Consider the following 24,183-nt stretch of genomic DNA (forward strand, 5'->3'; position numbering starts at 1 on the left):
GCGCGATGCTAGGTTGCAGCCATGGATGCAGCGGTTCGCGTGCTCGCTTTCGCAGGCGCGAGGGACGTCCTCGGCGCCGGAGAAGTGGCGTTGCCCCTGCCTGGCCCCTGCACTGCGGCGGAGCTCCTGGATCACGTCTGCGCTCGCTATCCGGGGCTGACGCCCTACAAGGGCTCTATCCGGGTGGCGGTGAACGGCGTCTATGCGACCTCGAGCGATCCTGTAGGTTTCGGTGACGAGGTGGCGCTCATCCCACCGGTGGCAGGCGGCTAGGGGACCCGCTAGGGACACGTCATGCCTTCTTCTACCGGCCTCGATTCTGCGCGCACGGCGGCCGAAGCCTCGGCCTCGAAGCGGCGCTCGCTGCCGCTCGTCGGCGGCGGGGAACCCGGCCGCCGCGCCGCCGTGATCCCGTACCGGGAGGGCGCCGGCGGGGGGACCTCTGCGCAGGCGGGGCCTGCGCCGCGGAGCGTGCGCATCTCGGTCACGGACCGGTGCGATTTCGCGTGTACCTACTGCCGCCCGTCGCGCCACGACGGCTACGCCGACGTCCGGCTGATGACGTCCGCCTGGCGCACCATCTTCGAGGCCCTGCGCGACGCCGGCATCCGGCGGGTCCGCCTGACCGGCGGCGAGCCGCTGCTCCACCCCGAGATCGTCTCGATCGTCGCGTGCCTCGCCTCGCTCGGCTTCGAGGATCTCGCGCTCACGACGAACGCCTCGCAGCTCTCGCGGCTCGCCTCGCCGCTGCGCGAGGCCGGGCTGCATCGCCTGAACGTCTCGATCGACTCCCTCGATCCCCGGCGTTTCCGCGAGATGACCCGCGGCGGCGAGCTCGCCCGCGTGCTGGAGGGCATCGACGCCGCGATCGCGGCGGGCTTCTCGTCGATCAAGCTGAACACGGTGGTCCTCCGCGGCGTGAACGACGACGAGATCGAGCGGCTCGCGCTGTGGGCCTGGGAGCGGCGGATGGTCCCGCGCTTCCTCGAGGTGATGCCGATCGCCGAGGGCGCGAAGCTCGTCGGCGAGCACCTCGTCACCGCGCCCGAGATGAGGGCGCGCCTCGCCGAGCACCTCCTCCAGGAGGACGCGGTCACCGAGCCCGGGCTCGGGCCGGCGAGGTACGTCCGTGCGCGTCGCGACCCGTCGCTCCGCGTGGGGTTCATCACGGGCACGAGCGACACGTTCTGCGAGAGCTGCGATCGCCTGCGCGTCTCCTCGACGGGCGTGCTCCGGCCTTGCCTCGCCACGGACGACGGCGTCGACGCCTCGCGCGAGGCGAAGGCGGGCGATCCGGCGGCGATCCGCCGGCGCCTGGACGAGGCGTGGCGCCTCAAGCCGGACGGCAAGGTCTGGAAGGGCTGCACGGAAGAGACGGCCTCCACGGTGTCGATCCGCGCGATCGGCGGCTGACCTGCGCGGCGCCGGATCACGGATCGGCTTCGGTCCTGGCGGCTGCCGTGTCAGATTCCGGAGCGATGTCGCAGACCCCTGATCGACCCGGCGAGGGCGGAGCGCTCTCGACCCACCTGTCCCCGAGCGGCGAGGCCCGCATGGTGCCTGTCGAAGGCAAGCCCGTCACGCACCGCCGCGCGGTCGCGTCGGGCGCCGTCCTGATGCGCCCCGAGACGATCGCCCGGGTCGCGCGCGCCGACGCGCCGAAGGGCGACGTCCTCGCCGCGGCGCGGATCGCCGGGATCATGGCGGCGAAGCGCACGCCGGAGCTCATCCCGCTCTGTCACGGGATCGCGCTCACCCACGTCGCGGTCGAGCTCGACGTGGACGAGCCCTCCGCGGCGATCCGGGTGACCGCGGCCGCGGAGGCGCTGGATCGCACCGGGGTCGAGATGGAGGCCATGGTCGCGGTGAGCGCCGCGTGCCTGACGATCTACGACATGCTCAAGGGGATCGACCGCGAGATGGTGATCTCGGAGATCAAGCTCCTCGAGAAGAGCGGGGGCCGTTCCGGTCATTTCCAGAGGAGCGCGCCGTGAGCCGGATCCGCGCCGAGCCGCTGAGCCTCGACGAGCTCATCGCCGCCGTGTCCCATCCTGGCGCGGGCGGCATCGCCACGTTCCTCGGCGTGGTCCGGGACGTCAACGACGGCCGGTCGGTCACGCTGCTGGAGTACGAGGCCTACGGGACGATGGCCGAGGCCGAGATCGAGCGGGTCCTGGCGGAGATCGCCGCGGAGATCCCCGGTGTGCGCGTCGCCGCGACGCACCGGGTCGGCGCGCTTCACATCGGCGACGTCGCCGTGGCCTGCGCCGCGAGCGCGCCGCATCGGGGCGAGGCGTTCCGGGCGTGCCGCCTGCTCATCGACGGCATCAAGGCGCGCCTGCCGATCTGGAAGCGCGAGCACGGCCCGGACGGCCCGTACTGGGTCGGCTGGGAGGACGCCCGCTGCGGCGGCGAGCACGGGCCCGAGGAGCACCACGGGCACGCGCACGGCCACGGCGGGGCGGCGCCTCCAGACGGCACTGGCGGCGCCTAGCGCAAGCCATGGGCCCCGGCGGCGGCGCGCCTGCGCCAGGCGCCTCCAGGCGGCGTCGCCTAGCGCAGGCGCAGCCCGGGCGGCGGCGGCGGCGGCGAGGTGAGCGGGTCGTTCTCCCTCAGGTGGTTGCTGTGCCGGATGTCCGTGCCCTTGACGAGGAACACGACCGACTCGGCGATGTTCATGGCGTGATCGGCGATGCGCTCCAGGTACTTCGCGATCGACTGGATGCGCGTGGCCCTGTACACGGTGCTCGGATCGCGGCTCATCATGCGGAGCAGCTCCTGGAAGATGCGGGCGTAGTGCTCGTCGATCACGTCGTCGCGCGTGAGCAGCTGCTGCGCCCGCTCGCAGTCGCGGGCGACCAGCGCGTCGAGCGCCTCGTGCACCACCTCGATCGCCTCGTCCGAGAGGCCTTGCAGCTCCGCCGCCGGCGCGAGCGGCGGCTCCTCGTTGAGCTCCTGCACCCGCTCGCAGACGTTCACCACGAGGTCGCCGATCCGCTCCAGATCGGTGACGATCTTGAGCGCGGTCGTGACGAAGCGCAGGTCGGAAGCGACGGGCTGGCGCGTCGCGAGGATCCTCATGCAAAGCTCGTCGACCTCGCACTCCAGGCGGTTGATCCGGCGATCGAGCCGGATCGTCGCCTTGGCGAGGCCCGTGTCGCGCGTCGCGAGCGCGGTCGAGCCCTTCTGGATCATCTCCTCGACCAGACTGCCCATCAGGAGCAGTTTTTCGCGCAATGTGCGCAGCTCGTGCTCGTAGACCTTGCTCGTGCGCGACGTCGGCATGAAATTCCCCTCTCCCCTCAGCCGAACTTACCGGTGACGTAATCTTCCGTCTTGCTTTCCTTCGGGTTGGTGAAAATTGTCTCGGTTCTGTCGAACTCCACCAGGTCCCCCATGTAGAAGAAAGCCGTGTAGTCGGAGCACCGCGCGGCCTGCTGCATGTTGTGCGTGACGAGCACGCAAGTATATCGCTGCTTCAGCTCATCGATGAGCTCCTCGACGCGCGCGGTCGCGATCGGATCGAGCGCGGAGCACGGCTCGTCGAGCAGGATCACCTGGGGCTCGACGGCGAGGACGCGGGCGATGCAGAGCCGCTGCTGCTGGCCGCCGGAGAGCGAGAGCCCGGACTGGTCGAGCTTGTCCTTCACCTCGTCCCAGAGCGCGACCTGGCGCAGGCACTTCTCGACGAGACCGGTGGAGTTCTTGACGGAGACCCCGTTCAGCTTGTGCCCGGCGAGGACGTTCTCGCGGATCGACATGGTGGGAAACGGGTTGGGCTTCTGGAACACCATGCCGACGCGGCGGCGCAGTCGCACCGGGTCGACTGCCTTATCATAGATGTTCACGCCGTCGATCATCACCGAGCCCTTCGCCGTGGCCCCGGGCACCTGCTCGTGCATCCGGTTGAGACAGCGCAGGAACGTCGACTTGCCACATCCGGACGGGCCGATGACCGCGGTGACATGGCCGTCCGGGATGTCCAACGTGATGTCGTGGATGGCGTGGAACTTGTGAAAATATGCGTTCAACCGCGTGACGCTGATCTTGGCCGGCGGCGCCTCGGATTCGGGCTCCGCGGAGCGGTGGTCGACGTCGGCGTCGAGGTCTCCGCGGCGTTCCCCGGTCTGTCCATTGTGCGGTGAGTCGAACGAGCTCATCGGGTGCCTTTAACGTGCCTTGACGCTCCGGGACGTCGCGATGCGGGCGAGCAAGTTGAGGAAGAAGACGATGGCGATCAGCACGAGCGCGCCGGTCCAGGCCTCCTGCTGCCATTTCGGGTAGGGCGAGGTCGCGTTCCTCCAGATCTGCACCGGCAGCGAGGCGATGGGGCGGTCGATGGCGACGCTCCAGTACTGGGAGCCGAGCGCGGTGAGGAGCACCGGCGCGGTCTCGCCGGCGATGCGGGCCACGGCGAGCATCACGCCGGTGCCGATGCCCGGAGAGGCCGTCCGGAGCACGACGAGCAGGCTCGTGCGCCACTCCGGAACGCCGAGGGCGAGCGACGCCTCGCGGAGGTGCGCGGGCACGAGCTTGAGCAGCTCCTCGGTCGTGCGGGTCACCGTCGGGAGCATCACGATCGCGAGCGCGATGCCGCCGGCGAGCGCCGAGAAGCGCTTCATCGTGACCACGACGAGGGCGTAGACGAACACGCCGATGGTGATCGAGGGCACGCCGCCGAGCACGTCGGCGATGAACCGGATGGCGCTCGCGAGCTTGCCCCGCCCGATCTCGGCGAGGTACATGCCGGCGAGGATGCCTGTCGGCAGCCCGATGCCGCAGCCGATGGCGACCAGGATGAGCGTGCCGACGACGGCGTTGCCCATGCCGCTCCGCTCCTCGCCGACCGGCTTCGGGAGCTGGGTGAAGAAGTCGAGGGACAGCCCGCTCAGGCCCTTGCCGACCACGTAGATGAAGATCAAGAACAGCGGGACCAGGACGACGACGGCGCTCGCGGCGCAGAGCCCTTCGAAGAAGTAGCCGCGGGCGCGGCGCAGGCGCTCGCCGGGCGCGGGCGTGAGCAGCGTGCGTCGGGGGGCGGTGGACGGGCTCGCCACGGGGGCAGGGGTGTCGCTGCTCATGCGCGCCTCTCCAGCTTGCTCTTGGTCGAGCTCACGAGCCACCGGGCAAAGAGGTTGAGGACGAGGGCGACCCCGAAGAGGAGCAGCGCGATCTTGGAGAGCGCCGACACGTACATGTCGCTTGTCGCCTCGACGAACTCGTTGGCGATGACGCTCGCCATCGAGTACCCGGGGTGGAAGATCGAGGCGCTCACCTTCGGGACGTTGCCGATCATCATCGTGACCGCCATGGTCTCGCCGAGCGCCCGGTTCAGCCCGAGGATGATCGCTCCGATGATGCCCGAGCGCGCGGACGGCAGGACCGCGTAGCGGATGGTGTCCCACGCGGACGCGCCGAGGCCGATCGCCGCCTCGCGATGCAGCTGCGGGACCGCCTGCATCACCTCGCGCGACACCGAGGTGATCGTGGGGACGATCATGATCGCGAGGATGACGCCTGCGGCGAACATGCCGAAGCCGAGCGGCGGGCCCTCGAAGAGGGGCAGGTAGCCGAAGTACTCGATCATGAACGGCTCGACGGTGTCCCGGAGCCAGGGGCGGAGCACGGCGATGCCCCAGAACCCGTAGACGACGCTCGGGATCGCCGCGAGGAGCTCGACCATGAAGCCGAGCGGCTTGCGGATCCGGTGGGGAGCCAGGTCCGACAGGAAGATCGCGAGTCCCAGCGAGACGGGGACCGCGAGCACGATGGCGATCAGCGAGGTGACGACCGTGCCGTAGACGAACGGCAGCGCGCCGAACTGCTCGCGCGCCGGGTCCCACACGGTGCCGGTGAGGAACCCCAGGCCGAACTTGTCGATGGCCAGCCGGGATGACTGGACGAGCTGCAGCACCATCAGCGTGGGCACCGCGAGCACCGTCAGGCCGAACACCGTCAGGATGACGCGGAACGCTCGATCCGCGCCGCGCGCGCCGCGCGCCGCGTCGATCACCGGCGCGGACGATGCGGCTTGTTGCATCGGGACTTCCACCGTGCTCATGGACCTATCCTGCGCGCGCGACGGAGCGCCGTATGCGCCGCTGACGCGCCTTCCTTCATGGTGATGGGGCGAGGAGGGGCTTGCCGTCAGGGCCCACCAGCGCGGCGAGCTTCTTGTCGACCTTCTCCACGACGGCCGTCGGCAGCGGCGCATAGTGGAGATCGTTGGTGAACTTCTGGCCGTCTTGCAGCGCCCATTTTACGAAGCTGGCGAGCACCTTGCCCTTCGCGAGCTCCTTCTGCTCCTGGTACACGAGCAGGTAGGTGAAGCCGGCGATGGGGTACGCGTCCTCGCCCTCGGCGTCGACGAGCGAGACCCGGAGGTCGTCCGGCATCCGGGTGGCGACGCCGGCGCCCGCGGCGGTCGTGCTCTCGAGCGACGGGGCGACGAACTTGCCGCTCTTGTTCCTGAGCGAGGCGAACGTGAGCTTGTTCTGCACCGCGTACGCGAGCTCGATGTAGCCGATCGCGCCGGGCGTGCTCATGATGAGGGCGGAGACGCCGTCGTTGCCCTTGGCGCCGAGGCCGCCCGGCCAGTTGACGCTGGTCCCGCTCCCGGGCCCGCTCTTCCACTCCGGGCTCACCGCGCTCAGGTAGTCGACGAAGATCTTGGTCGTCCCGCTGCCGTCCGAGCGGTGGACCGTCGCGACGTCCTTGTCGGGGAGCTTCACGTCCGGGTTCTCCTTCTGGATGGCCGGGTCGTTCCACTTCTTGATCTTGCCCAGGAAGAGGTGCGCGGCCGCCTCCGGCGTCAGCTTCAGGCCCGACGGCACGCCCTCGAGGTTGTAGGTCAGGACGACCGCGCCCAGGCAGGTCGGCAGGTGCAGGATGCCGGCGGCCTTCGCGAGCTGCTCCTCGGTCATCGGCGCGTCGGTGGCGCCAAAGTCGACGGTCCGCTCGGTGATCTGCCGGATCCCGCCGCCGGAGCCGATGGACTGGTAGTTGATCTTGACCTTGGGGTTCGCTTTCTGGAACTCGGCGATCCACTTCATATAAAGCGGGTACGGAAACGTCGCGCCCGCACCGGTGAGGGGGACCTCCCCGCCGGCGGCCGGCTGGGGCGCCGCGTTCTTGTTCGTGCCAGGGAGCGAGCCGGCCTCTTGGGGAGCGTCGGAGCGACCGCATGCGGCGGCCAGGAGGAGCATCGTCAGGGTGAGCAGAATTCGAGCCATGCACCGCCAGGCGTAGTCGAGTTCTGTGACAGCTGTGTGACAGCAGGGTGGAAGGGCGAGCACCGTGTTTCCCTGACTTTGCGGGCTCACGCCGCGCGCGCGAGGCGGACGGTGAACTGAGTGCCGCGGCCGATTGTGCTCTCGACCTCGATCGAGCCGTTCATGAGCTCGACCAGGTGCTTCACGATGGCGAGGCCGAGCCCCGTGCCGCCCAGATCGCGTGAGCGGCCGGCGTCCACGCGGTAGAACCGCTCGAAGATGCGGCCCAGGTGGTGGGGCGGGATGCCGGGCCCGTCGTCGGCGACGGCGATCGTCACCTGGTGATCGAGCGAGCGCGCCTTCACCGTGACGTGAGCGCCCTCACCCGCGTACTTGATGGCGTTGTCGAGCAGGTTCATGAGCACCTGCTCCAGCGCGCGGCGGTCGCACCGCGCGGGCGCGAGCGCGGCGGCGTCGACGGTCAGCGTGACCCTGCGCCGGCGCGCCGCCTCGGCGAGCAGGTGCGTGACATGATCGATCGCGGGGACGATGTCGAGCTCCGCCAGCGCGAGGGGGAAGCTCTTCGCCTCGATCTTCGAGAGGTCGAGCAGGTCGTCGACGAGGTGGCAGAGCCGCTTCGCGTGCCGATCGATCACGTCGACGAACTCGGCGGCCTCGAGGGGGTCCTGCAGCGCGCCGAGCTGCAGCGTCTCGGCGGCGGTGCTGATCGCGGTGACCGGCGTCCTGAGCTCGTGGGACACGTTGGCGACGAAGTCGGTCCGGATCGTCTCCAGCCGGCGGAGATCGGTGACGTCGTGGAACACCGCGATGAGCCCCGGCTCCGCCGACGCGCCGCCGTGCTCCGCGCGCGCGTCGAGCGCGTCACGCCCGGCGCGCGCCGGGCCCTTCCGGCGCGACACGCGCACGAGCAGCCGCCTCGGCAGCGTCCGCCCGAGCTCGACCTCGACGTCGACCGGCTCGTCCCGCTGGCCGGCGAGCTGGATCGCCTCGGTGAGCCGCGCGTTGCGGATCGACTCGATGACCGAGCGGCCCAGCGCGTCCTCGTCGAGGGAGGCCATCGCGCGCAGCGCCCGGTTGGCGAGGAGGATCCGCCCGTCGCGATCCAGCACGAGCACGCCCTCGCTCATGCCGTCGAGGATGCCCGCGAGCAGGTCGCGCTCGGTCCGGACGTCGGCGATGGAGCGGGAGAGCTCGCTCGTCAGGTGGTTCAGTGCGCGCGCGAGCTGGCGGAGCTCGCCCGAGCCGCGCAGGGGCGCGCGCGTCGACAGGTCGCCCTCGGACATCGCCAGCGCGAAGCGGGTCAGCCTCCGGATGGGGCGCGTGATGAAGAAGGTGGTGGCGGCGCCGACCGAGACGGCGACGACGATCACGGCGCCCATGCCGAACAGCAAGGTCCGCCGCGAGCGCGAGAGGGCCGCGTCGACGGCGGCGCGCGGGCTGTGCTCCGCGAGCAGCGCCGCTTCCATGTCGCGCGCGGCGAGGCGCTCGATCGGGACGCCCGCGAGCAGGAGGACGAGCACCGTCGCCGCCACGAGCTTCGCGCCGACGCCGAGCTGCCTCAGCACGAGCATGGAGCCCCTAGGCGACCTCGGGCCCGGCGCGGAACCGGTAGCCGACGCCGCGCACGGTCTCGATGTAGTCGCCGGCCGCCCCGAGCTTCTCGCGGACGCGCTTCACGTGCGTGTCGACGTTGCGCGCGGTGACGTCGACGTGCGAGCCCCACACCTCGTCGAGGAGCAGATCGCGCGAGAGCACGCGCCCGCGGCGATCGTGGAGCATCATGAGCAGGCGGAACTCGAGCGCCGTCAGCGCGATCTCGTTCTCCTGCACCCACGCCCTGTGCGCGGCCCTGTCGACCCGCAGGATGCCGAAGTCGAACTTCTCCGGGGCCGACGTGGGGCTCTCGGAGCGCTTGAGGATCGCCCGGGCGCGCAGGATGAGCTCTCGCACGCTGAACGGCTTGACGACGTAGTCATCGGCCCCGAGCTCGAAGCCGACGATCCGGTCGATCTCTTCCCCCTTGGCCGTGACCATGATGACGGGGACCGCGGAGGTCTGCGGGTTCTGCTTGAGGCGACGGCAGATCTCGGTGCCCGACATGTCCGGGAGCATCAGGTCGAGCAGGACGAGATCGAACCGCTCCTCCTTGACCGCGCGAAGCGCTGTCTCTCCGCTCCCGGCGGAGACCACATCGAACCCAGCTTGACGGAAGTTGTACGTGAGGACGCGCTGCAGGTCGCGCTCGTCCTCGACGATGAGCACGTGGCTCGGCATGGCCGATGGGTGTAGCAGCGCATTGTGACAGCTTGATGGCGATCGCACGTGCCGCGCGTCGTCGTCGCGAGGCGGAGCTCCTGCGAGCAGGCGGTGGAGCGCGAGGGCGAGGAGAGCGCAGCGAGGCGCGACGGACGGCGGAAGGGAAGCGCACCGGAGGGCGGGCGGCCCGAGCGGAGGCAGCTCTGGGGCAGCGCCGGGCGCAGCCGGGGGGGGCCGCCGGGAGCGGCGTGGCGGCAGGCGGGCGGAAGCGACGGGAGCGCGAGAGCACGCCGGGGGCGCGCAGCGGGACGGATCGCGGACCTTGAGGACGGAATGCGTGGCGCTTGCAACGCTGGGCGTTTTCGCCTAACTGGGCCGCCCATGGCCCTCGAGCGAACCCTCTCAATCATCAAGCCTGATGCGGTAGAAAAGAACACGGCCGGCGCGATCATCGCCCGCCTGGAGCAGGAGGGCTTCACGATCAAAGCGATGAAGCGCATCCACCTCACCCGCGCGGAGGCGGAAGGCTTCTACGCCGAGCACCGTGGACGCGGCTTCTTCGACGAGCTCGTGACGTTCATGTCGCGCAGCCCCATCCTGGTGATGGCGCTCGAGCGCGAGGACGCGGTCGCGAAGTACCGCGAGGTCATCGGCGCGACCGACCCGGCGAAGGCGGCGGAGGGGACGATCCGCAAGCTGTACGGGGCGAACGTGGGCGAGAACGCGGTCCACGGGTCCGACAAGACGGCGACCGCTGCGCGCGAGATCGGCTACTTCTTCGCGGGTTACGAGGTCGCTCCGAGCGCGACGAACTGATGCTCGGCGAGCGGCTCGCCGCTGCGCTCGGCGCGGCGCGGGACGGCGCTGCAGGCATCGAGAGCTTCGCGCACCTGCTCGGCTCGCGCCGCGTCGGGCCGCGCGGGGTCGCCCTCGCGCTGCCGGAGGTGTGTGAGGGGTGCGCGGCGCTCGTCTCCGCCCTCGACAGCCTCTCCGCGGCGGTCCGCGACGGCTTCGTCGAGACCGACGACGCCGCGGCGGCCGACGCCGCGTGCGCGCTGCTCGAGCACGCGGGCGTCGAGGCCGCGCGCCTCACGGAAGAGCTGTCGCGCGCCGCGGCGAGCGCCCCGCCGGGGCGCGGCCCCGGGCGCGGCCGCGGGGAGCGCGCCGGCTCCGAGCGCGGCATCGACGCGCGGCAGCGCCTCGCGCTCGAGGCGTCGGTGCGCAGGACGGCCCGGGAGCTGAGCGGCGCGCTGCGCCTGTCCGAGCTCGTGATCGCGACCCTCGAGCTGCGCCCGACGCCGCTCGATCTCATCGACGTGCTCCGCAACTGGAGCGCCTCCGCGGTCGAGGGGCGGCCGGTCGTCGGCATCTCGGTCGCCTCCGCGGACAGCCGCGCCAACGAGGTGGAGGGCGACGTGCGCGCCGTGAGCGGGCTCATGGAGCTCGCGGTCGGCATAGTCAGCGCCGCGGGCATCGCGAGCCCTCACCTCACCGTCTCCCGCCTGCCGGACGGGCGCTCGACCGTGCGCATCGCGGAGCGCGGCCCGCGCGAGGGGGCGCCGGTGGTCTCCCTCGACGTGGTGCTGCGCGACGGCGGCGAGCGGGCCGCCGCCGTCGCCCGCGTCGTCGCGCGCCGCGCGCGCGTCGATCTCGTCGAGGGGGCAGGCGGGCGCGTCGTCACCATGACGTTCTGACGCCGGTGCCGGTGCTAGCGCGGCCGTGCTAAGGCGGCGCCATGGCCACCGAAGAATCCATGAAGTCCCTTGTCGAGGCGGCGTTCCGCGACCGCGAGCTCCTGCGCTCGCCCGCGCACGAGGCCGCGGTCCTCCGCACGATCGAGTGCCTCGATCAAGGCCTGCTCCGCGTCGCGGAGCCCGACAAGACCCCGCAGGCGGACGGCGAGGTCGCGGCGCCAGGCGGCGACGGCGCGGCGCACCGGTGGGTGACGCACGCGTGGATCAAGGAGGCGATCCTTCTCTACTTCGCGCTCCGCAGCATGAGCGTGATGGAGGTCGGCCCCTTCGAGTTCCACGACAAGATCCCGCTCAAGCGAGGGCTCGACAAGGCGGGCGTCCGCGTCGTCCCGCCGGGGACGGTGCGCTACGGCGCGTTCCTCGAGCAGGGCGCGATCGTCATGCCCGGCTACGTGAACATCGGCGCGTGGGTCGGCTCGGGATCGATGGTCGACACGTGGGCGACGGTCGGGAGCTGCGCGCAGATCGGTCGCGGGGTGCACCTCGCCGGGGGCGTCGGCATCGGCGGGGTGCTCGAGCCGCCGGGGGCGCGGCCGGTGATCATCGAGGACGGCGTCTTCGTCGGCTCGCGCGTGATCGTGGTGGAGGGCGTCGTCGTCGAGGAGGAGGCGGTGCTCGGCGCCGGCGTGGTGCTCACCGCGTCGACGGCGATCCTCGACGTCACGGGGGCCGAGGTCGTCGAGCACCGCGGCCGGGTGCCGGCGCGCAGCGTGGTCATCCCGGGCACGCGGCCGAAGCGCTTCCCCGCGGGGGAGTTCGCGATCCCCTGCGCGCTCATCATCGGCAAGCGGAGCGAGGCGACCGACCGCAAGGTGTCGCTCAACGCGGCGCTGCGCGACTTCGCGGTGCCGGTGTGAGCGCGCGGCCCGACCAGGACGCGGCGGCCGGGGCCGCGCTCGTGGACACGCTGCTCTGGCTGTGCTCCGTCCCGTCGCCCACGGGCGAAGAGCAGGAGCTGTGCTGCGCGGTGGCGGAGCGGCTCGGGCGAGCGCAGCTCGCCGCGCCGGTGCGCCGTCACGGCGATTCGCTCGTCGTGCAGGTGACGCAGGGCACGGGCGGCCCGAAGATCGCGCTGGCCGGGCACCTCGACGTGGTGCGCACCTCGCACGACGGGCCGCCGCGGATCGAGGGGGATCGCCTCTACGGCCCCGGCGCGAGCGACATGAAGTCGGGCCTCGCGCTGATGCTCGATCTCGCCGAGGGCGAGCGGAGGGACGTCGCGGGGGTCGATCTGACGCTCGTGTTCTACGCCCGGGAGGAAGGCCCGTACCTCGAGAACGAGCTCGCGCTGGTCATCGAGCGCGAGCCGGGCCTCCGCGCGCTCGATCTCGCGGTGTGCCTCGAGCCGAGCGACAACAAGCTGAGCCTCGGCGCGAGCGGCTCGCTCCACGCGGGGCTGACGTTCCGCGGGCGGACGGCGCACAGCGCGCGACCGTGGCAGGGCGAGAACGCCATCTACAAGGCGGGCCCGCTCCTGGTCGAGCTCGCCGCCCTCGCGCCGCGCGAGGTCGAGATCGACGGGTTCGTCTACCGGGCCGTGACGACGGCGACGATGGCGCAGGGCGGGCGCGGGCGGAACGTCGTGCCCGACGAGTTCACGATCAACCTGAACCACCGCTTCCCGCCCGGGACCTCGATCCAGGAGGCGCAGCGGACCATCGAGGCGCTCGTGGGCGGCCGCGCCGAGATCGACTGGCGCGACCTCAGCCCCTCGGCGCCGCCGCACGCGTCGCACCCGCTCGTCGTGGCGCTGCGCGAGGCCGGCGTCGCCGCGGTCGAGCCGAAGCAGGCGTGGACCGACGTGGCCCGCTTCGCAGAGCTCGGCGTGCCCGCGGTGAACTTCGGCCCCGGCGAGAACGCCCAGGCGCACCAGCGCAACGAGTGGGCGTCGCTGCAGAAGCTGTCGGAAGGTCGCGCGATCCTCCGCCGCTGGCTCTCGGCGCTCGGACCGGCCTGACCGCACGCGCGCCCCGCTCCAGCGGCGCGCGGCGGTGCGCACCCCTTCCGCGGCGCACGGGCTGTCCGTCAGGACGTTGCGCGCACCGAGAGCCCGACGGCGGGGATGGTGAAGAAGAACGTGCTGCCCTGGCCGGGCGAGCTCTCGACCCAGATCGTGCCGCCGTGGGCCTCCACGATGCCCTTGGTGACGAAGGCCGCGAGCCCCATCCCCTGTCCCAGCGGCCGGCGAGGGGGCGCGTGGCGGGCGAACAGCAGCGGCTGTTGATCCGGCGAGATGCCGGGGCCGGTGTCGGAGATCGAGAATCGCGCGTCGGTGCCCGCGGGCTCCGCGCGCACGGTGATGCGTCCGCCCTTGGGTGTGAAGCGCATCGCGTTGCCGAGCAGGGTGGCGATGACCTGAACGATGCGCTCCCGGTCGCACGCGATGGGCGGCACGTCGTGCGGCAGCTCCTTCGCGATCTCGAGCGGCTTCAGCGCGACGGTCGGCGCGACGAGCTCGATCGCCCTGTCGAGGATCGGCTCGACCTCGTGCGCGCCCTTGCCGACCTTCAGCGAGCCGCTCTCGATGCTCATGGCGTCGATCAGGTCCTGCGCGAGCTGGTTGATCTCGTCCGTCGCGCGGGTGATCGCCTCGAGCTGCCTCCGCCCCGGGCCGTCCTGGGGGATCGAGCGCATCAGCATGCGGGCGCTGACCACGATCACGCTCAGCGAGTTCCTGAGGTCGTGGGAGATGGTGGACACGGTCTCGCGGAGCATGCGCTCGGCCGCCTCCGCGCGACCCTCCAGAAGCTGGCATTGCTCCTCGAGCCGCTCACGCTCAGCCGCATCGCCCCGTGGGGCATGCCGGTCCGCGTCCGCCTTCGATCGCCTGGGCACCCTGGCGCGCAGGGTAGCCGGTCCCGCGGAGCGGGGCCCGCTCGCCGCAGTGGACGTCGAGCCCCTCTTCGGCGAGCGCAGGGGCACCGTGCTGGCGCGCCCGCGGAGCGTGCGGCCGTGCGCTGCATCCGCGCTGTCCGTCGCGTCTTTACCGGCTTTTTTTCTCGTCACCCCCGCCATCCTGGTTCCCTCTTGTCTCTCAGGCGATCAGTTAGCCAGAAAGACTGTACTTGGGATAGTCAGGTGGTGCCTCAGTCAAGTCCTGCCAACGCGGGAGCGCACGTGCGCTGTTTCTCTCGTCGGTATCGCGTCTCGCGCGTCTCGAGGATCTCGCGAGCTCGTGTGCGCGGGACAGGTTTCGCAGGCTGGCCGGGGAGGGGATTGGCGACGCGTCAGGTCGTTCTTTCCGGCTGCGACGACGCGCCCCGCGCGTCGCCGTCGCCGCGCGACAGGAGGCGGCGAATCTCGAGCACGAGCGTGTCCGGCAGACACGGCTTCGTGAGGAAGGCGTCGCACCCCGCGTCCTTCGCCTCGCGCGAGTGCCCCGCGAGCGTGTGACCGGTGAGCGCGACGATGGGGATCCGCTTCGTGCGAGGGTCGCTCTTGAGGTGGCGCGTCGCCTCCCAGCCGTCGATCTCCGGGAGCGACAGATCCATCAGGATGAGGTCCGGGAGCAGCTCGAAGGCGCGATCGAGCGCCTCCCGCCCCGTCGCGGCCTCGGCCACGCGGAACCCGGAGAAGGACAGGTATTCCGCGAACATCTCCCGGTTGTCCTGGAAGTCGTCCACGACCAGGACGAGCGGCGAGAACGCGTTGTCGTCACACTTCACTTCCATCCCAGTGAACCTTTCCATTCCTCGGCGCGCCGCCCGATCGGCGTGAACGACTCCGGCACCGTGCGGTCGGCCTGTCACGCAGGTCATGTAGGGGGCGATCCGCTCGGGTCACGCGATGTTTGTATACCTGATTGCCGGCCCGACGCCGGGCATTTCCCCTCCCCCGCAGGGGTTGCCCTGCACTTGCCCTGAAGGGATCTAAGGTTGTCCCTTACATGCCCTAGGTAGGCCCGTAGGGCCGGCGGACGCCGACGATGTCGTGGAGCAAACGAGCGGCGCTGTCCCAGTCGACCGGCTTCACGAGCACGCCGTCGAAGGCCGAGGCGTTGAGGGCGGCGCGGGCCTCCAGATCGCGCCGGCCGGTGCACGCGAAGATGGCGACGTGCTGGGTCGCCGGGTCGGCGCGCAACGCTTCGGCGACGACGAAGCCGTCGATGCCGGGCATCCTCAGGTCGCACAGGATCACATCCGGCACGTCCTGCGTGGCGAGGAACACGCCGCGCAGCCCCCCCGCCGCCCGCTCTACCAGGAAGCCGTGCGCGGCGAGCGCCGCCTCCGCCATGACGAGGAAATCGGGATCATCGTCCACGATGAGGACCCGGCGACGTCGTTCGACCACCAGGGTGTCCTCGTCGACCTCCTCGTCGTGCTGCTCGGCGAACTCTCGGCGCTCTGCCTCGGACATGCTCCCCCGCTCGCGGCTCGGCTGACAGCGGCTCCCCAGGTGCTCGGCTTCGATGCGTGGCAGCAGGGCAACGACCCCCCCGCCGGCGTTCCTGGAAAGGCCCCCCTGCGTTGGTGGAGGCGAAACCTGAACCCCGGGTACACCTTGTGCCCAGGTCGCTTATCCGCAACCATCAACTGTCCAGCGTAGATGAGGTCTCGGCGCGGTTCGACCTCAGCGTCTGGCGACGGCTGTTTCGGGGCGGTCCCGACGACAGTTGGCTTGCTCGTCCGATGCTCGAAGTCCGCGTTGCTGCATATTCGGAGCAGGCGTCTATGTGGATGGATGACGAGTTCTTCGCGCGGGTGGGCCACGATCTCCGGGGCGAGCTGGCGACCATGCTGGCGGGGGTCCACTATCTTCTGCGTTACCAGAAGGACCTCGGGCCAGCGCCGCGCGACATGCTGGAGCGCGTGCGCGGTGCTGGCGAGCGGCTGAAGCGGCTGCTCGACGAGTTCGACAACTCCATCTGGCTCCGCGCGGACGCGAGCCGTCCGATGACGATCGCCCGCTGCGATGCGGGCGAGCTCGTCCGCCGGGCGGCCGTGCAGCTCGAGGGGACGGCCGCTGCTCGCGGTGTGCAGATCTCCTTCGAGGCCGAGCCCGATGGGGTCCCCACCGTGGAGGGCGATCCGGAGCTCCTCCGGGTGGCGCTCGAGTACGTGCTCGGCTTCGCCATCTTGCGATCGCGCGATCGGCCGGTGCAGGTCCGCGTCTCGAGCGCCGATGGCATGCCGGTGGTGACCTTCATCGACGAGGCGGGCGCTGTCCCGCCGGAGCCGCTCGCCCGGCTGCTCGATCCGTTCGGCGAGCGGGCGGCGATCCCCGCCGACCCGGTCGCGCCGCGCCGTCGAGAGCGGCTCGGCCTCGGGCTCGCGATCGCGCGCGGCATCCTCGACGCGCATGGGGGCGGGCTGACCGTGGAGCCCTCGTCCGGGCGCACGGACGGCGGCACGCCGGCGCCGGTCGCGGACCTCTCCGCGACCGGGCTGCGCTTCACATGCTTCCTCGGCGGCGTTGGGCGGGATTCTCCCACCCAGCTTGCCTGAGACGGAAGATCGCTGCTACGCGGCGAGCGGCGGCGACCAATGAGGCCCCTCCGAGGCCTCCCAACGCGTGGATCGTGTCCGATGAAGACTTCGTCTAGGATGGACCGGGCCGCACGTCGCGAGCGTGCTCCAACCTCCACCGCACACCGATGAATGCGCCTCGATGCCGACGCTGAGCTCTCTCCTCGTGCAGCATGGGGTTACCTCGATGCGGGTGGTCGAGGAGGCCATCGCCCGCCAAGTGCTCCATGGCGGCGACCTCGCCACGAACGTGCTGGAGCTGGGCGCGGTGCGCGAGCGCGAGCTCACGGCGTTGCTCGCGGAGAGCCTCGGGCTCCCGCCCGCCGTGGGTCGGCTGCAGCCTGCGTCGCCCGACGTGCTCCGGACCATCCCGGTCGATCTCGCGGTCCAGCACCGCGTGTTCCCGCTCGACGTGCGCACGGGCCTCGACAGCGCGGCGACGGGAGCCGCGCAGCCGGAGCCGACGCTGGTCATCGCCACGGCCGAGCCCCTCGCGCCGGCCGTGGCGGAGCAGCTGAGCTTCGCGCTGGGGGTCAGCCTGCGGCAGCTCGCTGCGCCGCTGGTGCGCATCCGCCAGGCGCTCGCGGAGCACTACGGGATCGCCCTCGAGCGGCGCCTGTCGCGGCTCGTGAAGCAGCTCGACGCGCGCGCCGAGCCGAGCCCGGCGGAGCGGGTCGAGCCCGCCCCGGCGGCCGCCGCCGCGCTCCCGCCGGAAGCGCCTCCGCCGACGGCCTCGCCCGCCGGTGCGGATGCGGCGCCGCCCGCGCGAGTCGACGCGTCCTCGTCCGCGCAGGTCGACGCGGCGTCCTCTGAGGACGCCGACGCGACGTTCCCCGACGGCGTCGGTGCTCGTGAGCAGGCGGCTGAAGCGGAGCAGCACAAGCGATCGATCATCGACGATGCTCCGACGGTCGAGGCGCTGACCTCGATCCATGACGAGGAGACCGTCGTCGCGGAGGTCTCGCTCAACGAGGCCGTGCCCACGCCGAGGAAGCCGCCGCTCCACGAGCTGGATGACGAGCCGACCGTCGTCGCTGAGTACCCGATCGATCTGCCGTCGTTCCGCTATCTCGAGGCGAACACGCCTGGGGCAGAGGCGCTCGCTTCACGCCTCGCCGAGCTCGCGCCGCGGCGCGGCCGAGCGGCTGCGGCGCCGGCCACGCGCGATCTCGCCACGGCAGATCCGGGCGAGGAGAGCGCGCCACCGGGCCACCTGGCCGCGCCGCAGGAGGAGCCCGCGATCGAGCCGGCGGAGCCGACGCCCCGCCCCGAGGAGCTCGCGCCGCGCCTCTCGGCGTTCGCGGCGGGTGTGCACGCGGCTGCTCCCGTGGAAGCGGCGGCGCCGGTGCCGGCTCCGTCCGGCGCGCGTCCTTCAGCGCCGGGCACTCACCTGCTGACCGGCTGGTTGAAGCGGGCGTCGGCCGCGCCCCGCGCTCGGCAAGATGCGCTGCCGCAAGCCACCGCGTCACACCAGCGCCGGCCCGGCGACTCCGCGCCTGCGACGCAGGCGCCTGTGGCATCTGCACCCGCGGCGCCCGCGCCTGCGGCGCCTGCTCCTGCGGCATCCGCGCCCGTGGTTCCCGCAGCAGCGGCGCTCGCACCTGCGGCATCCGCGCCCGCGACGCCCGCGCCTGTGGCGCGCGCGGTCTCGGCGAGCGCGCCGCCGGCGAAGGGCTCGATGCGCGAAGCGGGCCGGTCTGCGCCGACTGCGCAGCGGCGCAAGGGCCCGTTCACGCTGGCCATGGCCGAGCAGGAGCTCTCCGCGGTCGACTCGAGCGAGGCGGTGCTCGCGATCCTCTTCGACTTCGCGCAGCAGTACTTCGAATACACGGTCCTGTTCACCGTCCACGGCGAGCGCGCTGAAGGCCGCAACGCCGCAGGCCCCGGCGCCGAGCGCGAGCGCGTCACGAAGATCACCGTGCCGTTCGAGCGTCCGACCGCCCTCGCCAGGGCGCGCGCGCTCCGTGCGCCGCTCATCAGCGCCCTCGCCGGCAGCGCCCCTGACGCGGAGCTCCAGCGCGAGCTCGGCAGGAAGGTTCACGCGGCCGCGGTGGCGGTCGTCCCGATCGTCGTGCGCGGCCGCGTCGTCGCGCTCGTCCACGGTGACGATGGCGCCGCGTCGGTCGAGCTCTCCAGCATCGGCGACCTCATCGCGCTCGCCGGGCTCGCGGCAGCGGTGCTGGAGCGGCTCATCCTGCGAAAGAAGCTGAACCGGAGCGGCGGAGCCCAGGAGCCCGTCGCGCCGCAGAGGGCGTCCGCGCCGCCGGCCGAGGCCGCCGCGCCTGCGCAGAGGGCGTCCGCGCCGCCGGCCGAGGCCGCCGCGCCTGCGCAGAGGGCGTCCGCGCCGCCGGCCGAGGCCGCCGCGCCTGCGCAGAGGGCGTCCGCGCCGCCGGCCGAGGCCGCCGCGCCGCTGGACGAGCACGGCGACGAGCTCGCCAAGGATGGCCCGCTCTCCCTGCGCACCCGCGCCGCGCTGCTGGAGCTGAGCAGCAGGGTCCGCGCGGCGTCGCACGGGTCGCCCGCGCCCGACGCTGGATCCCCGCCGCCCGCGGCGCATGCAGACCTCGGCGTGGGAGAGGCAGCGCATGCCGACCGCGAGGAGGTCGAGCCGCAAGGCCCGCGGCACCAGAGCGGCTGGTCCACGGAGGACGGCGGATCCGGGATCGATGCCGTCGCGCGGGCATTCGGGCTCCGCGGCACCGGCGTGGAGGCCGAGCCCGTGCCGCCGGACGAAGGCGTCGCGCACACGATGGCGTTCAGCTCGACCATCCCGTCGGCCCCGGCGCTGCACACGCCGATCCCCGGCGCGGAGCCGCAGTCCCGGCTCGGCCGCGAGGCGAGCGTGGACGTCGTATCGGGTACGGCCGTCACGGCGCCGATGATGCCAGCGGTCACCGAGCCGCTCCTGCAGGCGGTCAAGGCGCCGTCTTCGCCGGTCATCACGGCGTCGTCGGCGCCGCCCGCCATCGACGAGATCCCCGACCTGGAGATCCCCGCGGCGCCGGCGCTCTCGCGGTCCGAGGACTTCGATCTCGGCGAGCCTGAGGAGGCGCGGACGAAGCGGTACTCACGTCCGCCGTGGATGCTCGACAGCTCGATCACGCCCGGCGAAGAGCACCGGGACGCCGGGCCGGCGCCGTCGTCGGACGCGGCGCGCCCTCACTGGCGCCGCCGCACGCCCGTCGCCCTCGAGGCCGCCGCAGCGTATCCGAGGCCCCCGTCAGAGCGGCGCGCCGCGGCCTCGCCCTCTCCGGCCGGCGAGCTGCGCGCGGAGTACAGCTCGCTCGTGCAGCACGTCCTCGCGGGCGGCGAGGCGGGCTCGAGGGCTTTTGCTGAGCTCGTGCGCAACGGCGAGACGGCGATCTCGATCGTCGCCGCGCGTTTTCCCGGTCCGCTCCGGGTCGATCGCCAGCGCTTCCGTGAGCAGATCGCCGGCCCGGATGGCGTCGCGAGCGTCGCCGCGGCGCCCCCCGCCTCCCAGTGCGGGACGCTGCTCGAGCTCATCGTCGCGATCCGGCGCCCGGCGCTTCCCTTCATGACCGTGCGGAGCTCCTCGCCCGACCCCGAGGTGCGCTTCTGGGCCACGCACGTGCTCGGCGAGCTGCCGTATCCGGAGGCTGCCAACGCGCTGCTCCCGCGGCTCTTCGACGACAGCATCGCCGTCCGGCGGATCGCCGTCCGGTCGGCCGCCTTGTTGATCGCGGCGCCGCCCGCGGGCGGCCCGATCCTGCAAGGGCTCGATCACATCGCGCGCGACCGCGAGGAGTCGCCGGTGCGGCGGCTGACCGCCATCGAGACCATGGCCGAGATCCGCTCCGGCTCCAGCGTGCCGGCGCTCGTCAGCGCGCTCTCCGATCCGCACGAGGTGATCGTCGAGGCGTCGGCCCGGGCGCTGCTCGTCATCGCGCGAGAAGATCACGGCCGCGACGCGCGCAAGTGGATGTCGTGGTGGTCGAGGAACGGCGAGCGCCATCGCATCGAGTGGATCATCGACGCGCTCACGCACGAGAAGCCCGCCATCCGCCGCGCGGCCATCGACGAGCTGAAGGGCATCACCCGGGAGTACTTCGGCTACTACGAGGACCTGCCGCGACAGGAGCGGGAGGCCGCCCAGGAGCGCTATCGCGCGTGGTGGACCTCGGAGGGGCGCTCGCGGTTCCGCACCATGGGCTGACGTAGCCGCGCCGAGCGCAACCTGCGGCCGCAGCGGCGAGCGACCTGCTGCCCGTCGCGGCGCGCGACGCCGTTGCGCGTGGGACGTGGGGGGGCGGGCCCGCCCTCACAGGAGGCGGGAGCGACGAGAATGCCCACCGAGCCCGCGCAGGGCAGGGGGTGGGCGGCTCATCCGGTCACCGGGAGCCGCCCCTCGGGTGGATTGGCTGTGGCAGGCGAGAGATCAGACCGCGCAGCGGCGGTTCACTTGGGGGCGGCGGGAGCGGCGGCAGGCTGCGCGGCGGGCGCCGGCCTCCTGGGGGCCGCGGGAGCGGCGGCAGGCACGGTCTCGCCGGCCTCCTTCATGGCCTTGTCGATGAGCTTCTTGAACTTCGAGAACGGCTGCGCGCCGCTGAGGAAGTAGCCGTTCACGACGAAGGCCGGCGTCCCGCTGATGCCCGACTTGTCCGCCACGGAGTTCTCGGCGTCCACGAACGCCTTGTGGGTGTTCGTGTCGAGCGCCTTCTTGAACTTCGTCATGTCGAGGCCCAGCTCCTCGGCGTACTTCTCGAGCGAGGCGCGCGAGAAGGCGTCCGGCTGCCCCTGGTTCTTGAAGAGCACCTCGTGGTACGCCCAGAACCCGGCGTTGCCCTTCTGCGCGAAGGCCTCCTGCGAGGCCTCGGACGCGAGCGGCGCGTTCTTGTGCATCGGCAGCGGCCGGTGGCGCCACACGATCTTCAGCTTGTCGCCGTAGGTCTTCGAGACCTGCGAGACCGTATCCTCGACGCGCTTGCAGAACGGGCACTCGAAGTCCGAGAAGACCTGCATGACGACCTTGGCCCGCTCGCCGCCCTTCCACGGGCTGTTCGGGGCCGGCGCGGCGACTTCCTTGCGCTCGGGCGGCGGCGGCTCCTTGCCGTCCTTGATGATCGCGGCGTAGAGGTCCTTGGCGGCGACGCCCTTGGCGAGCATCCCCTCGGCCTTCTTGATCTCCTCGTCGATGATCGTCTTGAACTTGTCGATCGGCTGCGCGCCGACGAGCCGGCGGCCGTTGATGAAGAAGTGCGGGGTCCCGGACGCCTGCAGGTCGTCCGCGAGCTCCTGATCGGCGGCGATCGACGCGCCGTGCTTCTTGGTGGCGATCGCGACCTTCACCTTCTCGGCGTCGAGCCCGAGCTCCTTGGCGTAGCCGAGCAGGTCGTCGTCGCTGAGCTTCTGCTGGTTCTTCCAGAGCAGGTCGTACGTGTCCCAGAAGCCCTTCTCGCCCTTCTGAGCGCGGGCCTCCATGGCGAGCTCGGCCGCGGGCTCGGCGCGCTGGTGGAACGGGAGCGGGTTGTTCTTCCAGACGAACCGGACCTTGTCCCCGTAGGTCTTGAGGAGCTCCTCCATGGTCGGGACGACCTTGGTGCAGAAGGGGCACTGGAAGTCGGACCACTCGACGATGGTGACGAGCGCGGTGGCCGGCCCCTTCGCGGGCGAGTCGCCGACGGGCACCTTCCAGACCGTCGTGTCGTCCTCCTGCGGGCGCTCGCGGTCCTTCTGGGGGGGCGCCTTCGCCTTGTTCTCGCCGGCGAGCTTGGCGTACACCTTGTCGGGCTTCGTCCCCGCGGCGACCGCCGCCTGCGCGGCCTTGAGCTGCTCCTCGATGACGGCGGTGAACTTGTCGATCGGCTGAGCGCCGCTCAGGAACACGCCGTTGATGATCGAGGCGGGCGTGCCGGTGACGCCGGAGGACTTGCCGACCGCCATGTCGGCGTCGATCTTGGCCATGTACTCCTGCCGATCGAATGCCGCCTTGAACTTCGCCTTGTCGACGCCGGACTCGACCGCCCACTTCTCGAAGTTGTCGGGCGTGAGGCTCTTCTGGTTCTGGAAGGCGAGCTCGTGGAACTTCCAGAAGGCCTTCGAGCCGCCGAGGCGGAACACGGTCTCGGCCGCGAGCGCCGCCGGGCGCGCGTTCTTGTGGAAGGGCAGCGGGTTGTTCTTCCAGATGACGCGCAGCTTCTCGGGACCGTACTTGTCCTTGAGCTGGTTGATCGTGGTCTCGACCCGGGTGCAGAACGGACACTCGAAGTCGCTGAAGACGACCATCGTCACCGGCGCCGTCCGCGCGCCCCACATCGGGTCCTTCGACGACACCGGCACCGCCGCGTCCTCATCGGTCCACGGCTGACCGTCATCGACGGCCGCCGAGATCTCATGCCCGCGCGAGCCGGCGCTCCGATCGATACTCCACATCAGCCCCATCCCTGCGATGAAGCAGAGAAGAAAGCCGACGATGGCTGTTCCCTTGTTCATGATATTTCCTCTCTCAACGGTGGTGGGGCTCCGCCAGGCGGGCCCCTCCTTCAACGCGGGCGCGACACCAGGTGGCGTGCCCGCGACAAGATCGCCAATCGTGCGCTCCCAGGGCGGCGAGCCACCCTGGGCCGAAGGAGCCGCCACCGCGCAGTGCGGCCGCAGCCCCCCGGCGGAGCGCCGGGACCGCTCTGGACCCGCCACGCCGGCGTCTGCGCCCGGCCTCCGTCGCGAGGGCGCGTCGCCCCGGAGAGGGCGAGCCTGCGCGACGCGGAGCCGGACGAGCCGCCTAGCGGGCTCGGGTCAGAACGGCGAACGCTCCGGATCTCGCGGCAGGGCCGGCCACGAACCGCCAGCAGCGGGCTCCGAGAGACCACGCGGCGCGATCGAGCACGGCCTGCCGGCGAGCTCGCCTCATCGAGGCGGGTGGTAGACGCCCTGCTCCACGCCGGAGCGCGGCCCCCCGGGGACCGCGAGGAACGAGAAGAGCCCCACGGGCGTGCCCACGGCAGGGAGGACGAGCTCCGGAACGAGCAGCGCCTGCTGCGGCGGGCTGGAGAGCTCGCTCACAGGGCCGGGATGGCGCGAGCTCGGTCCGACCCTCGGCCAGAGATCGCCCCCCTCGCATCCAGGGACCGCGTCGATCCGCGCATCGGTGATCGGGAGGGTGCGGGGCGGGGCGACCGACGATGCGCCGCGGGGATCGCAGATGGGCGCAGCCCTCGTCGCGCCCGTCGCGTCGTCGACGCTCGTCAGGACGGTGCACGATGGCTCGTCCGGCGGAGCGACGATCGTCATCCGGTCCTCCTCGCAGACCGGAACGATCGCAGCGCCCGCGCGCAGCGGGAGGACCAGCGCCAACGCGAACGTCAGCAAGGTCATCAGGCGCTGGACGGCGTGTCGCGACATCCCTGCCAAGGAGTAGCCGAGGCCAGCGGGGAGAGCAATGGCCGGGGCCTCGGGGGATTGCGGCGTTTTCTGGACTCCCTGGACGGATTCCGGCGCCGCTCAGGGCGGCCGCCCGGA

At 71.7% G+C, this 24,183-nt stretch carries 22 protein-coding genes; 10 read left to right on the forward strand and 12 right to left on the reverse strand.

Annotated features, from left to right (window positions below):
- Positions 1-21 precede the first annotated feature (21 nt).
- From WMF28_RS14320 to WMF28_RS14335, 4 genes are all read left to right on the forward strand, one after another.
- Positions 22-273: a MoaD/ThiS family protein gene (locus tag WMF28_RS14320; protein ID WP_437580366.1), complete on the forward strand. Its 252-nt coding sequence runs from the start codon at positions 22-24 to the stop codon at positions 271-273.
- Positions 274-294: 21 nt separating this feature from the next.
- On the forward strand, positions 295-1,413 hold the full coding sequence (gene moaA, locus WMF28_RS14325) for a GTP 3',8-cyclase MoaA (RefSeq protein ID WP_437602777.1): 1,119 nt from the start codon (positions 295-297) through the stop codon (positions 1,411-1,413).
- A 65-nt stretch (positions 1,414-1,478) separates the two neighbouring features.
- Complete coding sequence (gene moaC, locus WMF28_RS14330) at positions 1,479-1,994, forward strand: cyclic pyranopterin monophosphate synthase MoaC (RefSeq protein WP_437491183.1); 516 nt, start codon at positions 1,479-1,481, stop codon at positions 1,992-1,994.
- Positions 1,991-2,494, forward strand: a complete 504-nt coding sequence (locus tag WMF28_RS14335; protein WP_437602778.1) for a molybdenum cofactor biosynthesis protein MoaE — start codon at positions 1,991-1,993, stop codon at positions 2,492-2,494. Before moaC ends, WMF28_RS14335 begins: the two co-directional genes overlap by 4 nt.
- A 59-nt stretch (positions 2,495-2,553) precedes the next feature.
- On the opposite strand, the gene phoU is transcribed toward WMF28_RS14335, so the two are convergent.
- The 7 genes from phoU to WMF28_RS14370 form a co-directional block, all read right to left on the reverse strand.
- Positions 2,554-3,285 (reverse strand): phosphate signaling complex protein PhoU, encoded by a 732-nt coding sequence (gene phoU / locus WMF28_RS14340; RefSeq protein ID WP_437602779.1) that lies wholly within the window; start codon positions 3,283-3,285, stop codon positions 2,554-2,556.
- Positions 3,286-3,302: 17 nt separating this feature from the next.
- Entirely contained in the window at positions 3,303-4,160 is an 858-nt protein-coding gene (gene pstB, locus WMF28_RS14345; RefSeq protein ID WP_437602780.1) for a phosphate ABC transporter ATP-binding protein PstB, read from the reverse strand.
- A 9-nt stretch (positions 4,161-4,169) separates the two neighbouring features.
- The gene (gene pstA / locus WMF28_RS14350) at positions 4,170-5,081 is read right to left on the reverse strand and encodes a phosphate ABC transporter permease PstA (RefSeq protein WP_437602781.1); all 912 of its coding nucleotides are present in this window, start codon (positions 5,079-5,081) and stop codon (positions 4,170-4,172) included.
- Positions 5,078-6,040 carry a phosphate ABC transporter permease subunit PstC gene (pstC, locus tag WMF28_RS14355; protein WP_437602782.1) on the reverse strand — a complete coding sequence of 321 codons (963 nt, stop codon included), beginning with the start codon at positions 6,038-6,040 and terminating at the stop codon, positions 5,078-5,080. Before pstC ends, pstA begins: the two co-directional genes overlap by 4 nt.
- Positions 6,041-6,116: 76 nt before the next feature.
- On the reverse strand, positions 6,117-7,232 hold the full coding sequence (gene pstS / locus WMF28_RS14360) for a phosphate ABC transporter substrate-binding protein PstS (RefSeq protein ID WP_437602783.1): 1,116 nt from the start codon (positions 7,230-7,232) through the stop codon (positions 6,117-6,119).
- Between the two features lie 86 nt (positions 7,233-7,318).
- Complete coding sequence (locus WMF28_RS14365) at positions 7,319-8,803, reverse strand: HAMP domain-containing sensor histidine kinase (protein WP_437602784.1); 1,485 nt, start codon at positions 8,801-8,803, stop codon at positions 7,319-7,321.
- Between the two features lie 7 nt (positions 8,804-8,810).
- Positions 8,811-9,506, reverse strand: coding sequence for a response regulator (locus tag WMF28_RS14370; protein ID WP_437602786.1), 696 nt, complete (start codon positions 9,504-9,506; stop codon positions 8,811-8,813).
- 363 nt (positions 9,507-9,869) lie between these two features.
- Between WMF28_RS14370 and ndk the strand changes: the two genes are divergently transcribed.
- The 4 genes from ndk to dapE are packed head-to-tail and all read left to right on the forward strand — an operon-like array spanning position 9,870 to position 13,199.
- Positions 9,870-10,304 (forward strand): nucleoside-diphosphate kinase, encoded by a 435-nt coding sequence (gene ndk / locus WMF28_RS14375; RefSeq protein ID WP_437580377.1) that lies wholly within the window; start codon positions 9,870-9,872, stop codon positions 10,302-10,304.
- Complete coding sequence (locus WMF28_RS14380) at positions 10,304-11,182, forward strand: hypothetical protein (protein ID WP_437602787.1); 879 nt, start codon at positions 10,304-10,306, stop codon at positions 11,180-11,182. The genes ndk and WMF28_RS14380 overlap by 1 nt, the downstream gene beginning before the upstream one ends.
- A 41-nt stretch (positions 11,183-11,223) precedes the next feature.
- On the forward strand, positions 11,224-12,099 hold the full coding sequence (locus WMF28_RS14385) for a 2,3,4,5-tetrahydropyridine-2,6-dicarboxylate N-succinyltransferase (RefSeq protein ID WP_437602788.1): 876 nt from the start codon (positions 11,224-11,226) through the stop codon (positions 12,097-12,099).
- Complete coding sequence (gene dapE, locus WMF28_RS14390) at positions 12,096-13,199, forward strand: succinyl-diaminopimelate desuccinylase (RefSeq protein WP_437602789.1); 1,104 nt, start codon at positions 12,096-12,098, stop codon at positions 13,197-13,199. The genes WMF28_RS14385 and dapE overlap by 4 nt, the downstream gene beginning before the upstream one ends.
- A 68-nt stretch (positions 13,200-13,267) precedes the next feature.
- Here dapE and WMF28_RS14395 read toward each other — a convergent pair whose 3' ends face one another.
- The 3 genes from WMF28_RS14395 to WMF28_RS14405 all read right to left on the reverse strand — a co-directional run bounded on the left by WMF28_RS14395 (position 13,268) and on the right by WMF28_RS14405 (position 15,598).
- Entirely contained in the window at positions 13,268-13,957 is a 690-nt protein-coding gene (locus tag WMF28_RS14395) for a sensor histidine kinase (protein WP_437580382.1), read from the reverse strand.
- A 512-nt stretch (positions 13,958-14,469) separates the two neighbouring features.
- The gene (locus WMF28_RS14400; RefSeq protein WP_437602791.1) at positions 14,470-14,913 is read right to left on the reverse strand and encodes a response regulator; all 444 of its coding nucleotides are present in this window, start codon (positions 14,911-14,913) and stop codon (positions 14,470-14,472) included.
- A gap of 220 nt (positions 14,914-15,133) precedes the next feature.
- On the reverse strand, positions 15,134-15,598 hold the full coding sequence (locus WMF28_RS14405) for a response regulator (RefSeq protein WP_437602792.1): 465 nt from the start codon (positions 15,596-15,598) through the stop codon (positions 15,134-15,136).
- 314 nt (positions 15,599-15,912) lie between these two features.
- Between WMF28_RS14405 and WMF28_RS14410 the strand changes: the two genes are divergently transcribed.
- Both WMF28_RS14410 and WMF28_RS14415 read left to right on the forward strand, forming a co-directional pair.
- Positions 15,913-16,686 (forward strand): sensor histidine kinase, encoded by a 774-nt coding sequence (locus WMF28_RS14410; protein WP_437602793.1) that lies wholly within the window; start codon positions 15,913-15,915, stop codon positions 16,684-16,686.
- A 163-nt stretch (positions 16,687-16,849) separates the two neighbouring features.
- Entirely contained in the window at positions 16,850-20,881 is a 4,032-nt protein-coding gene (locus WMF28_RS14415) for a HEAT repeat domain-containing protein (protein WP_437602794.1), read from the forward strand.
- A gap of 242 nt (positions 20,882-21,123) precedes the next feature.
- Here the strand turns inward: WMF28_RS14415 and WMF28_RS14420 are convergent, their stop codons facing one another.
- Both WMF28_RS14420 and WMF28_RS14425 read right to left on the reverse strand, forming a co-directional pair.
- Complete coding sequence (locus WMF28_RS14420) at positions 21,124-23,157, reverse strand: DsbA family protein (protein ID WP_437602795.1); 2,034 nt, start codon at positions 23,155-23,157, stop codon at positions 21,124-21,126.
- 414 nt (positions 23,158-23,571) lie between these two features.
- Positions 23,572-24,066 (reverse strand): hypothetical protein, encoded by a 495-nt coding sequence (locus WMF28_RS14425; RefSeq protein WP_437602796.1) that lies wholly within the window; start codon positions 24,064-24,066, stop codon positions 23,572-23,574.
- Between the last annotated feature and the right edge of the window lie 117 nt (positions 24,067-24,183).

The sequence above is a fragment of the Sorangium sp. So ce590 genome, assembly GCF_051521365.1.
Lineage (GTDB): Bacteria > Myxococcota_A > Polyangia > Polyangiales > Polyangiaceae > Sorangium.